This window comes from Rouxiella sp. T17 (genome assembly GCF_036663475.1).
Lineage (GTDB): Bacteria > Pseudomonadota > Gammaproteobacteria > Enterobacterales > Enterobacteriaceae > Rouxiella.
On record NZ_JAWUEA010000032.1, the window covers coordinates 137830 to 150060 of the forward strand.

Annotated in this window: 10 protein-coding genes; 5 read left to right on the top strand and 5 right to left on the bottom strand. The window is 51.4% G+C overall.

The genetic code is table 11. The features are described from left to right. Positions 1-9: 9 nt before the first annotated feature. Entirely contained in the window at positions 10-1146 is a 1137-nt protein-coding gene (locus SC206_RS12290) for an efflux RND transporter periplasmic adaptor subunit (protein ID WP_332737601.1), read from the bottom strand. Positions 1147-1810: 664 nt separating this feature from the next. On the opposite strand from SC206_RS12290, the gene SC206_RS12295 reads away from it, so the two are divergent. The 3 genes from SC206_RS12295 to SC206_RS12305 all read left to right on the top strand — a co-directional run bounded on the left by SC206_RS12295 (position 1811) and on the right by SC206_RS12305 (position 4803). Then, complete coding sequence (locus tag SC206_RS12295) at positions 1811-3445, top strand: PTS transporter subunit EIIC (RefSeq protein ID WP_332737603.1); 1635 nt, start codon at positions 1811-1813, stop codon at positions 3443-3445. Positions 3446-3565: 120 nt separating this feature from the next. After that, complete coding sequence (locus SC206_RS12300; RefSeq protein WP_332737606.1) at positions 3566-4147, top strand: hypothetical protein; 582 nt, start codon at positions 3566-3568, stop codon at positions 4145-4147. 164 nt (positions 4148-4311) lie between these two features. Continuing rightward, positions 4312-4803 carry a hypothetical protein gene (locus SC206_RS12305; RefSeq protein ID WP_332737608.1) on the top strand — a complete coding sequence of 164 codons (492 nt, stop codon included), beginning with the start codon at positions 4312-4314 and terminating at the stop codon, positions 4801-4803. Here the strand turns inward: SC206_RS12305 and SC206_RS12310 are convergent. From SC206_RS12310 to SC206_RS12320, 3 genes are all read right to left on the bottom strand, one after another. Beyond that, positions 4800-5534, bottom strand: coding sequence for a GntR family transcriptional regulator (locus SC206_RS12310; RefSeq protein WP_332737610.1), 735 nt, complete (start codon positions 5532-5534; stop codon positions 4800-4802). The two genes, SC206_RS12305 and SC206_RS12310, sit on opposite strands and share 4 nt — an antisense overlap. A gap of 231 nt (positions 5535-5765) precedes the next feature. Further along, positions 5766-7520 (bottom strand): ABC transporter ATP-binding protein/permease, encoded by a 1755-nt coding sequence (locus tag SC206_RS12315; protein WP_332737612.1) that lies wholly within the window; start codon positions 7518-7520, stop codon positions 5766-5768. 630 nt (positions 7521-8150) lie between these two features. Continuing rightward, on the bottom strand, positions 8151-9083 hold the full coding sequence (locus tag SC206_RS12320) for a LysR family transcriptional regulator (protein WP_332737615.1): 933 nt from the start codon (positions 9081-9083) through the stop codon (positions 8151-8153). Between the two features lie 162 nt (positions 9084-9245). Here SC206_RS12320 and lysA point away from each other — a divergent pair, with 162 nt between their 5' ends. Both lysA and SC206_RS12330 read left to right on the top strand, forming a co-directional pair. Next, positions 9246-10517, top strand: coding sequence for a diaminopimelate decarboxylase (gene lysA, locus SC206_RS12325; protein ID WP_332737617.1), 1272 nt, complete (start codon positions 9246-9248; stop codon positions 10515-10517). 48 nt (positions 10518-10565) lie between these two features. After that, entirely contained in the window at positions 10566-11018 is a 453-nt protein-coding gene (locus SC206_RS12330; protein WP_332737619.1) for a GNAT family N-acetyltransferase, read from the top strand. 114 nt (positions 11019-11132) lie between these two features. On the opposite strand, the gene galR is transcribed toward SC206_RS12330, so the two are convergent. Further along, entirely contained in the window at positions 11133-12137 is a 1005-nt protein-coding gene (galR, locus tag SC206_RS12335; RefSeq protein WP_332737621.1) for an HTH-type transcriptional regulator GalR, read from the bottom strand. Positions 12138-12231 lie beyond the last annotated feature (94 nt).

Genomic DNA, 12231 nt, shown 5'->3' on the forward strand with positions numbered 1-12231 from the left:
TGTATTCCTCTATTGCGCGGATGGGTCAGTCATTGACAGATTTGCGTCCACTTTAGGTTCGGCGGCTTTCTGCTCGCTGCCGTTAACTTTGGTGCCTGGATGTACGCTTTGCAGCCCGCTGGTAATCACGCGATCGCCATTGTTCAGGCCAGAAGTCACCAACCATTTGCCCGACATCATCTGACCGGTGGTGATTTCGCGTTGCTCAACGGTGTTATCCGCCTTCACGACATAGACGTAAGGTTTGCCCTTGTTGTCATGCATGATGGCTTCCTGTGGGGCCAAAATACCGTTCTGCTCAACTGCCTGACTCAAGGTGGCGTGAACAAACATGCCCGGCAGCAGCTCGTCTTTCGGGTTAGGGAAGGAGGCACGCAGCGTAACGGAGCCGGTTCCTTCATTTACTGTCACTTCGGAGAATTCCAGTTTACCCGGCAGGCTGTAGTGGCTACCGTCTTCCAGAGTCAGTTCAACCTGCGCAGCGTTGTCACCGGCGGAAGCCAGTTTGCCGTCGGTCAGCGCGCGACGCAGGCGCAGCAGATCAAGTGAGGATTCACTAACATCGACATAGATTGGATTCAGCTGGTCGATAGTCGCGAGGTCGGTGGTTTGACCGCTGGTGACCAGCGCACCTTCGGTCACGTTGGAACGGCCGATGTGGCCGGAGATTGGCGCGTAAACTTTGGTGTATTGCAGATTAACGCGTGCAGTCTCGAGGTCGGCAGCGGCTTCGCCGGTCGTGGCGACGGCATCGTCATAAACCTGACGGCTCACAGCCTGTGAAGAGACCAGACCTTTATAACGGTTCGAGGTGGCAGCAGCGCTTTTATAGGTGGCTTGCGCTTTGTTGTATGCGGCTTGATACGTTGCAGGATCAATCTGATAAAGCTGTTGACCGGCTTTAACTTCGCTACCTTCAACAAAGGTACGTTTCAGGATAACGCCGCTAACCTGTGGGCGAACTTCCGCGGTTCTTACGGCAGAAGTACGGCCCGGCAGGCTGGTGGTTAATGTCACCGGTTTTGCTTGTAGGGTTACATATTCAACGGCTGGGGCTTGAGCAGCAGGTTGCGAGGCCGTCCCGGCGGAACCATCGCAAGCGGAAAGCAGTACCACAGTACTGACAGAAAGAACCTTCAGGCGCATAGAATTCACTCTCTTAGGGGGGTTGAGAACAATCATTCTCAATAAGTCCCCCACTATACGAGAGGCGATGAATTCACTCTGTAAGTATTTTGTTGTGAGGTATGTCTAAATATTTCAATTATTAATGACTATAAAAATCAAGTTTATGAAGGGATTTTGTGCACAGCGAGGGTTTTGCAGAGTTTTATAAAAAATAGCCTGATACTAATAACAGAGTTAACTATCTTATCACCTCTGTTTAGAGGGATATACTGGCCTGCGGTTTTTGCAAGAAATCATAAAAGTATGATCTGGATCAAAGTACGACATACTTATTAACAGTGACCTTACCAGAAATCGCTGCCGATATCGGCAAAGAGCCGTTAACGTAGCTAATGAGAGCGAGCAGTTCTCACATTTGCCTTGTTGCAACGGCTTTGAAAAAAGCGGTCTATCGCAACCCTGATGCCCACTGTCCGATGTGGGCTTTTTTTCGTCTAAAATCCGTAGAGTGGCGATTTTTTAACCGAAAGCATAATTTACATTTTCATTGTAACCTGCTTTCAATTTGTTAACAAACTGTGATCGCATTCATACTCCTACGTTCTTTGTCTATACAGCTATACAACCTACGACTTAACTCTTAGTGAGCGATTTTTAAGCATCGACACCAAGGGGAAAAGGCATGATGAAAATAGGCAGCAAGATCCACGACCTCGGCAAGGCGCTAATGACGCCGATTTCCGTTATTGCCGCCGCCGGTATTTTTCTCGGCCTCGCCTCTGCGTTGCAAAATCCAAACGTAGTGGGTGAAAGTTTTGCCCAATTTAAATCGTTGCAGCTGGTTATCGGCTTTATTCGGCAGATCTCCAGCGCGCTGTTTGCCAATCTGCCGCTGTTCTTTGCCGTCGCGACCGCCATGGGACTGGCCAATGCCGAGAAGGCCACCGCCGCCTTTTCCGCAGTGATCGGTTTCGTTGCCTTTCACGTCGGCATCAATTACAGCCTCTTGGCGCAGGATATTACTCCCGCCACGACTACCGTTGAACACCTTACCGCACAGGGCATGCCTTCCACCGAAGCGCTGATTTTCGCCTCCGAATTCACCCGTACGCTGGGTATTTTTACCTACAACATGAGCGTGCTGGGCGGGGTGCTAGTTGGGTTGATTACCATGTTCCTGCACAATCGTTTCTATACCATTGTGCTGCCGACCGCCGTCGCGTTTTTTGGTGGCCGCCGTTTTGTGCCGATCATTACCGTCGTGGTGCTGCCGATTGTCGGGGTGCTTGTTTCGCTTATCTGGCCGGCGATTGCCCTAGGAATTCAGTGGGTTGGCGAGCTGATTGGTCGCACGGGCGAAATCGGTACCTTTATTTATGCCACCTCCGAACGATTGCTGATCCCGACCGGTTTGCACCACATCATTAACGAAACCGTGCGCTTTACGCCTCTTGGCGGGGTGACAACCGTCGATCATCAAAGCGTGGTCGGCGCATTGAATATCTTCAACGCGGCGCTGACTAATCCGGGCGCAGTGAGCGATGACGTGACCCGCGAGGCCACGCGTTTTCTGGCGCAGGGCAAGATTCCGGTCATGATGTTTGGCTTACCGGCCGCCGCGCTGGCGATGTATCACTGCGCTAAACCCGAACACAAAGATCGCGTCAAGGCGCTGATGCTTGCGGGCGCGCTGGCCTCCTTTACTACGGGCATTACCGAGCCGCTGGAGTTCTGCTTTATCTTCGTTTCGCCGGTGCTTTATATCCTGCACGCCGTGCTGATGGGGCTGTCATTCGTGCTGATGCAGGTGTTCCACGTGATGATAGGCAACGTGCAGGGCGGTGCGATTGACTGGGTGATTTTCGGGATTTTGGGTGGCAGTAAAACTAACTGGTGGTATCCGCTGATCCTCGGCGTGATTTATGCGCCTCTCTACTATTTCTCCTTCCGCTGGGTGATTACCCGGATGCAGGTCAAAACGCCGGGCCGCGAAGAAGAGATGGAAAGCGAAGAGCTGCGCGGTGCGTCTTCTTCATCTACCAGCGCCAAAGTACCGACGACGGCTGCCGCCTCGGCGAGCGATAAAACTTCGAATATTATTAGAGGCCTTGGCGGCGAAGAGAATATCGCCAGCGTCGATTGCTGTTTCACCCGGCTGCGCGTCAAGGTTAAAGATATGAATCAGGTGGTTGATAAAACCTTAATGACCACGGGCGCGATGGGCGTAAAACGCGTCACCGACACGGATGTGCATGTCATTTATGGTCCGCAAGTTGAAAAAATTGCTAACGACGTGAAAATTCAGCTGGCGAGTTAACGCTTTGCCGCGTCATTTTACTATAAACCGCTCATTATTTTTTTATGGGCGGTTTATTGCTTTGGGTGGGAATAGGCAAGAGCTAGAATCAGCAGGACCATTAATATTGAGGATCTCCTGATGACAGTTAACGCGATAGGTTCCGTTTACCAAAGGTTAGGCGTAGATTTTATTCAAAAAATGAATATTGGTTCACGTACTAACTATTTAATTAATCAACTACGTAACTCCAGTAAAAAAATAACCTCGAATACGGCAAAAGAGATTGAATCATTAAAGATAGAAACTGGCGCGGTTCAAAAGTTTGCTGCTTCTGAAAAATTCGGGGCCTTCAAAAAGATCGGCCTGTCGATTGCGGCTATCGGTGTGCTTAAAAAACCTTTGAGCAAGCTAGACATCGAAGCCACGAAACAAGAAAAAATCAAGCCGGAAGAAAAGCTTAAAAGCTATGCTTTCAAGAGTATATTAGAGAAATATCAGAATCTTAGCGCTGCCACCTCGTTGGCAAAGGGCAGAATGACGCCTGAAAGGCAAATCTCTCTTACGCCTACCCTGGAATCGCTGCAAATACTTAATAAATATGTGAAAGTCACTGACGGAGAAAATTCGCCGCGCTGGGACCGCAAAGAGCTTACGCCTGACGAGCTCGAAAAAAGCTTTGTATTTAAGCAGCCTCAATCGCCCTATAAATCCTGGGAATAGCGGCGCGGCGACTTTCTGCGGCGATTAATTTTGATTCTGAAACAATCAACGGCCCTGCGGGGTCGTTTCATTGTTTAATATGAATCCTTAATTAAAATTAATTGCCCTTCAAGAGGAGTAAAGCATTAAGGTGAATGACCTATTAAGATGAATGACATAATAAGGTGAATGAAGAATTGAGGGGAATTATGCCAATAGGTAAACTAACGTCGCCCGTAAATAGGACAAGTATCGAATCCGTTAATAATAAAAAAGGTTTATACAAAGTAACGGATATAGGTCAGCAGGTGACGGCCGTTGATAATAGCGCCAAAAGCACCACCTTATTTTATCGTCCCTACGTCGATTTTTTAAACGAACGAAAAACACGTTTTGATGCGCTTTATCAACAAATTGATAGTGTGCAGAACGAGTTGGTTAACTATCGTAAAAGCAGAAGCCTGCAAGGTTCCGATAAAGCGTTGTCCGCTCAACGAGTTGAAAGCGAAAAGGCCCCTCATTGCGAGTCAGCCTGCCGTGATCCCGAACGTCTGCGTGCCAGAGCGGCGCTTCTAGACGAAAAGATGAAGATTATTCGACAGCAACGCGAAGCGAGAATGGCAAATAGCCATCGGTTGGCAATGAGTCAGGGATTAACAACAAAAAATGCCGACTAACAGCGTGCTTCGAGGCTAAAACGGTAGTAACGCTGGTTGTAATAAATATCGGCGACTTCAAAAGGCGTACCGTCAGTAAAATAGGCCACCGAACGTGCGTGCAGAATCGGCTCGTCACGCGAAAGATCCAGCGCCTGACGCACCGTATTGGCCGGTAACTCGGCAGAAATTTGTTTGCTGCTGCCCGCCGGTATGAAGCCGCGCGCCTGCAAATACTCATATTTTGAATGGTTCAGGTGATCCCGCGTCAGGTCCGGAAAAGGTTGGCTGAGCATCCAGCTTTTTTCATAAACGAAAGGTTTGCCGTCAAGCAGGCGCAGGCGAATCATGAAATAAACGGGCGTGCCGATAGAGAGGCGAAGGAGCGCGGCGATTTCATCGTCTGCGACTTCCTGACGAAATTCGACCACCTGATTTTCGAGCGTTTGGTTTAACTCTCTGGCTATTTCACTCGAGGTAAAATGTCGGTCGAGGGGTAACACCGTTTTTTGCTGCTGGCGATTATCGATTACAAAGGTGCCGCGCCCGCGAAAACGCGCCACTCGACCTTGCCTAACCAGATAATCGACCGCTTTGCGCGCCGTCATTCGCGAAACACCATAGATTTCGCAGAGCGCCGCTTCGGTAGGAATGGGGTCGCCGGGTTTGATCTCGCCTGAACTTATTTGCTCGGTAAGCTGCTGTTCTATTTGTAAATAAAAGGGTACTAGCGAGTTTTTATCAATGTTCATCAGCCCTCCTGAATCCATTGTTAATTGTATGGTGAGCTATACAATTTGAACAAACAGAGTACCGAGTTTTGTGGGCTGACGCTCAATAATTGTTTAAAAGTTGTACCTAATTAATCGACAACGTTTTAAAAGCTGTAACGGTTTAAAAGCTGAAAAGGTTTAAAAGCTTTGCGTGAGAGTCCCTCCTCGCGGATGGAGGAGGGAAAGGGTAGGGCCAAGGCTATCTGGTAGTTATCGGATGCTGAGTTCAGGTTGCAACGTTGAAGCCGTCATGTAGCACTGGCCGTCGTCCTGCAATTTGAAACGCCAGCATTCCTCATGATATTTCGCCACGCTGTTACGGTGCGCGACGCTGAGCACGCTGGTTTGCGGCAGTTTTTCCAGCAACAGAGTGTACATTTTCTGCTCGGTATCATCGTCGAGCGCGCTGGTCGCTTCGTCCAGATAAAGAATTTCGGGTTTGATCAGCATCGCGCGCGCAAAGGCCAAACGCTGTTGTTCACCCGGCGACAGGCGCTGGCTCCAGTTAGCATACTGATCCAGCACGGGCTGCAGATAACTCAGGTTGCACCATTCGAGCACCTCGCACAGGCGTTCGTCGGTGTATTCCAGCGTCGACTCTTCCGGATAAATCAGCGCCTCGCGCAGAGAACCTATAGGAATATAGCTGCGCTGGGGTAAAAACAGCTGCTTCTTGTTTTCGGCGGTATTAATTTCGCCCGAGCCGTAAGGCCAAACGCCCGCGATAGCGCGCAGCAACGTCGATTTGCCGCAGCCAGAAGGTCCGGCAACCAGCACGCGCGCGCCCGTTGCCAGCGAGGCCGTTACCGAAGAGAACAGCGGATTACCGTTTGGCAGGCTTAGCGTCAGATTTTTAAGCTGCAAATCGCCATCATTGGCATGACCCAACGCGATATTGCGCGGCTGCGCGTTGACCTGATTGATCGCGGCGTTAAAACCGGCCAAACGGTTAACGCAGGCTTTCCAGCTGGCTAACTCATTGAAGGCGTTGATAAACCAGGAAAGAGAATCTTGCACCTGACCAAACGCCGAGGAGATCTGCATTAGCAGGCCCATCTGGATAGCGCCCGAGAAATAGCGCGGTGAAGCGACTAAAATCGGGAAGATAATCGCAAACTGGCCGTAAAACGAGCTGGCAAAATTCAGGCGACGGGTGACGCGCATGAACGACCACCAGTTGGAACGAATCGCTTCAAAGTTATCGCTTAGCTGTTTTTTCTCGCTTTTTTCACCGTGATAAAGCGCGATGGCGTCACTGTTTTCACGAATACGAATCAGGCCAAAACGGAAGTTTGCCTCAAACCATTCCTGATTAAAGCTCAGCTTAACCAACGGACGACCGATAAAGCCGATAATAACCGAGCCCACCAGCGCATACAGCAGCGCGAACCACAGCATGTAGCCCGGAATGGTGATGTCGTGGGAGCCGAGCATAAAGTGCAACGGACCACTGACCGACCACAAAATCGTCACAAACGAGAACAGCGTAACCAGGCTCGACAGCAGGCCAAGCGTCAGGTTGAGCGTGCCAGATGTTAACGCGTCGAGATCGGCTGCAATACGCTGATCGGGGTTATCAATCTGATGCTGATGCTCGGTGTAATAATAGGCGTGGTTATGTAACCACTTATCCATATATTCGTTGGTCATCCAGCGCCGCCAGTTCATTTGCAGGCCCTGCGTCAGATAGACTTTATAGATGGTCACGACGATGAAAATCAGCGCCAGCCATGAAAATTTAAACAGCTGCTGTTTAAAAATGGGGAAATTTTTAGTCTGTAGTGCGTCGTAAAAAACGCGATTCCATTCGTTAAACTGAACGCTAAGATACACCGATCCCAACGAAAGAATGATAATGGTGGCTAACATGCCCCATGCTTTCCACTTCTCTTCGGACTGCCAATAAGGCTTAATCAACTGCCAGACAGCGCGCCAGCGGGCTGTTTTCCCAGGTTTATTAGTCATAAATAGCCATATTAAATTATCAATAAGTGGTGATTCTTAATCATCTCAGAATGATGGGTCATAGGCGAGAGGGCAATGGGGGACTTGTAAGCAAGCTTTTCACTTGGTTTTTTATTGCAAAATGGTTTTTTTAAGGTCAAAAGAGTTAAAGCTTTTATGCAAAAGCTTAATCAAAAGCATGCGCTTCGCTTACTGCGCGGCGGCGCAGACCGCCCAAAGAGGCGCAGTCGCTCGCCCCTTTGGAATCCCAAGCTTTTTTTCCACAGCGGGTACATGAGGATTAAAAAGGGAGATCTTTCCAGCGACTCCAACGTGTGGCGTGGGTCGCGGCGCTTCGCGCTCCCGTCACTTCGCTCAGAAGCCAAAAACGTCTTCTTCAACTCCGTTCCGCGCCGCCCTGATACCGCCAATTACAGTCTCTACTACAAAAACGGAATCCTTTAGGCGGTCAAAAGCCGATCGCTCAGACTTCACGGACGGAATCCTTTAGGCGGTCATGGGCCGATACCTCGAAATTTACGGACGAATCCTTTAGGCGGTCAAAAGCCAATCGCTCAGACTTCACGGGCGAATCTTTTTAGGCGGTCAAGGGCCGATCCTTCAAACAACAGCAAATCAGAAGCTTGTCTTTTAAAGAACGGTGTCGAGCAGTTTGGGAAATTTTTCGGCTTCTTGGCGAAGGTGAGTGACGAAAGTGTCGACGAGGGAGGAGGCGGGGCGGTGGAGCGGGCGGATGAGGCTCACGGTGAAGGGAATGGCCTCGCTGAAAGCGCGGACTACAACGCGGCGGCTGCCGTTTGATGAATGCGCATAATCAAGCGCGGTCAACGGGTTGACGATCGACACGCCGATACCTTGCGCCACCATGCTGCAAACGGAGGCCGCGCTGTGCGTCTCCATCACCATGCGGCGCTGAATTCCGCGCTCGAGGAACAGCGCGTCCAGTAGTTGACGATAATTGTCCGTGGCGGAAAGGCTAATAAAATTCAGACCGCTGAAATCCTCGGGAGAAATCAGCGATTTTTGCGCCAGCGGATGGTCCGCAGGCAGCACGCAGACTTCGTTAAGCGTAAGTACAGTTTCCCGCTGCGTGCCGGCAGGCGTGTGCTGATTCTCGGTGATGCCAAGATCGTGGCGCTGCGCTGAGAGCCACTCCTCAAGCAGAGGCGACTCCTGCGGCACAATGTTGAAACTCGCCTCGGGGTAATGCTGCAAAAAAGGCTGACACACCGCCGGTAACAGCGATTGGCTAAACACAGGAAGACAAACGATGGAAAGCTGCGCCTGCTCAAACTGGCGAATACCGGCGGCGGCATTGATAATGCGATCGAGGCCGTAATAAGAACGTTGTACCTCCTCAAACAGCCGCAAACCCTGCGCCGTCGGATGCAGCCTGCCCCGCACTCGCTCAAATAGCTGAAGACTCAGCAGTTTTTCACAGCGCGCTAACTCGCGACTCACCGTCGGCTGCGAAGTCTGCAACAGCGCTGCGGCCTCGGTGAGATTGCCGGTGGTCATCACGGCGTGAAAAATTTCAATGTGACGCAGGGAAATAGCAGGCATTAATGGAACTCTAGAGCGGAACTATTCCATATCATAAATGAATAGACTCAGGCTAAATAGATATTTTATCCCCGAACGGGCGCGCGGCATAATGATCACATAACGAATAAATCCTTAAATTCGAGCTCGTCGATCATCCTCGGCGGCTCTGTGGAGAAGCTGATGCCTTTTGAACTTTCCAACACCGATAATGCACTGACCGGCGCTAACCTGCTGAATGTGGTAAAAGAGTTTGGCTGCCCGGTTTGGGCCTATGACGCGCAGATTATCGAGCAGCGTATCGCGCAACTGCGTCAGTTTGACGTCATCCGCTTCGCCCAGAAAGCCAGCTCGAACATTCACATTCTGCGCCTGATGCGCGAGCAGGGCGTTAACGTCGATTCCGTTTCCCTCGGCGAAATCGAACGCGCGCTGCATGCCGGTTTCAAGCCGGGTTATCAGCCGGGCGAGCACAGTGAAATTGTATTCACCGCCGACTTGCTGGACCAGCCAACGTTAGACCGCGTTACCGAACTGTCGATTCCTGTCAACGCCGGTTCCGTCGACATGCTCGAGCAGATTGGCCAGCAGAAGCCGGGTCATCCGGTGTGGCTGCGCGTTAATCCGGGCTTTGGTCACGGCCACAGCCAAAAAACCAATACCGGCGGCGAAAACAGCAAGCACGGGATCTGGTTCGGTGATTTGCCTCTGGCACTGGAAAAAATCAACGCCTATCAGCTCAAACTGGTGGGTATTCACATGCACATCGGATCCGGCGTCGACTATGCGCACCTCGAGCAAGTCTGTGACACGATGGTGCAGCAGGTGATTGAATTAGGTCATGATATTGAAGCGATTTCTGCGGGCGGCGGTCTGTCGATCCCTTACCAGTTTGGCGGCGAATCGATCGATACCGACCACTATTATGGCCTGTGGAACCGCGCTCGCGAGCAGATTGCCGCGCACTTGGGTCATCCGGTTGGGCTGGAAATTGAGCCGGGCCGCTATCTGGCCGCCGAATCAGGTGTATTAGTCGCGCAAATCCGCGCCATTAAATCGATGGGCAGCCGTCATTATGTGCTGGTGGATGCTGGTTTCAACGACCTGATGCGTCCGTCAATGTACGGCAGCTATCATCATATTTCCGTGTTGGCCGCCGACGGTCGTGACCTGAGCCAGCAGCCGCTGCGCGAGTCGGTGATTGCAGGTCCGCTGTGCGAATCGGGCGACGTTTTCACCCAGCAGGCGGGCGGCGGCGTGGAAACCCGTTTCCTGCCACAGGCAGAAATTGGCGATTATCTGGTGTTCCACGACACGGGCGCCTATGGTGCTTCAATGTCATCAAACTACAACAGCCGTCCGCTGATCCCTGAAGTGCTGTTCGAAAACGGCGTGCCGCGCCTGATTCGCCGCCGTCAGACCATCGACGAGCTGCTGGCGCTTGAACTGCTGTAGCACTTGATCTGCTGTAATGTTTTAACTTCCTGTAAATAAGAAGAAAAAATGTTAATCATCGACAACCTTACGCAGCAGCCACAGCATCGCGAGCAGGTCATAGAGTGGCTGTGGCAGGCGTTCGGCAGTGAAAATAGCCGCGCGTTTTTTGCAAGCGTTGTCGATAGCAGCCTGAGTGGCGCAGATCTGCCGCTCACCTTTATTGCGCTCGATGACGGAAAACTGGTGGGCACGGTCGGAATCTGGCGCTGTGATTTAATCAGCCGGCAGGATCTAACCCCGTGGCTGGCGGCGTTATATATCGATGAGGCGTGGCGATCGCAGGGAATTGGCCAGCGGCTGCAAGCTTTTGTGACGCAGTACAGCCGCAACGCGGGTTTCAAAGAACTTTATTTGTGGTCAAAATTTTCGGGCTATTACGAGCGCCACGGCTGGCAATATATAGGCGATGCGCTGGAATATCCTGATTTGCCGGTGAAGGTTTATCATCAAAAGCTGTAGCGCTGTTCTTAAAAGCTGTAGTGCTGTTCTTAAAAGCTATAGCGCTGTCCTTAAAAGTTATAGCTAAAAGCTATAATTCTGCCGCTTGAAAATCCAACCCTCTACTGCGTTAACTTATTGAAAAGGCACGCTTACCGAATGTCGACGCACTAACGTCGGGCTAAACATATTGGTGGTTTCGGGCAGCGGCTGGCCTTTTGCCAGTGCCAGCGCCAACTGTGCGGCCTGCGTTGCCATCGCAATGACCGGATAACGAATCGTGGTCAAACGCGGGCGCAAATAGCGCGAAATCAGCACGTCATCAAAGCCAATCAGCGAAATCTCGCCCGGTACGTCAATGCCGTTATCACTTAAAACAGAAAGCGCACCGGCCGCCATCGGATCGTTGTAACACGTCACGGCGGTAAAGTTTTTGCCGTGGCCGAGCAGCTCGGTAATCGCCTGCTCGCCGCCAACTTCGTCGGGTGCCGCCGAAACGATCAGTCGCTCATCAACCGGAATACCATGCTCTTCGAGCGCGTCCATATAACCCTGCAACCGATCTTTGGCGTCGGAAATGTCGTGATTTGAACACAAAATGGCGATGCGCTGGTGACCGGCCTGAATCAGATGTCGGGTCGCAAGCCAGGAACCGTAGCGATCGTCGAGCGCCACGCAGCGATGGGCAAACTCCGGCAGCGTGCGGTTGATAAGCACCATGCCGGGGATCTGTCGCATCAGGCTCGACAGCTCGTCTTCGGGCAGCATTTTTGCGTGAACCACCAGCGCCGCGCAGCGATGGCGAATCAGCTGTTCAATCGCCTGCCGCTCTTTATCGACGTTGTGGTAACCGTTACCAATCAGTAAAAAATTGCCGGTGGTGTAAGCCACCTGCTCGACGGCTTTTACCATCGCGCCAAAAAAGGGATCGGAGACATCGGCAACAATAAGGCCCAACGTTTCAGTCACCTGCTGAGCAAGCGCGCGGGCGTTGGCGTTAGGATGATACTGCAATTCGAGCATCGCGTTGGTCACGGCTTCGCGCGAGCTTTCACTGGCCTTGGGCGAGTGGTTAATCACGCGTGAAACCGTTGCGACAGAAACACCCGCCAGTTTTGCGACATCCTTAATCGTAGCCATTTTTGAATATCCAGCGTATTGAGGGTAAACGTTTACATCATTCAGTTTTGCGGAAAAGCGCGCGGTCTGCAAGGGACCTAGATCGCAACTTCAC

Coding starts and splice junctions, on each gene's coding strand:
- SC206_RS12330 (WP_332737619.1), top strand. CDS start 10,566: ATGTTAATCATCGACAACCTTACGCAGCAGCCACAGCATCGCGAGCAG.
- SC206_RS12310 (WP_332737610.1), bottom strand. CDS start 5,534: ATGAACATTGATAAAAACTCGCTAGTACCCTTTTATTTACAAATAGAA.
- SC206_RS12295 (WP_332737603.1), top strand. CDS start 1,811: ATGATGAAAATAGGCAGCAAGATCCACGACCTCGGCAAGGCGCTAATG.
- SC206_RS12290 (WP_332737601.1), bottom strand. CDS start 1,146: ATGCGCCTGAAGGTTCTTTCTGTCAGTACTGTGGTACTGCTTTCCGCT.
- SC206_RS12300 (WP_332737606.1), top strand. CDS start 3,566: ATGACAGTTAACGCGATAGGTTCCGTTTACCAAAGGTTAGGCGTAGAT.
- SC206_RS12315 (WP_332737612.1), bottom strand. CDS start 7,520: ATGACTAATAAACCTGGGAAAACAGCCCGCTGGCGCGCTGTCTGGCAG.
- lysA (WP_332737617.1), top strand. CDS start 9,246: ATGCCTTTTGAACTTTCCAACACCGATAATGCACTGACCGGCGCTAAC.
- galR (WP_332737621.1), bottom strand. CDS start 12,137: ATGGCTACGATTAAGGATGTCGCAAAACTGGCGGGTGTTTCTGTCGCA.
- SC206_RS12320 (WP_332737615.1), bottom strand. CDS start 9,083: ATGCCTGCTATTTCCCTGCGTCACATTGAAATTTTTCACGCCGTGATG.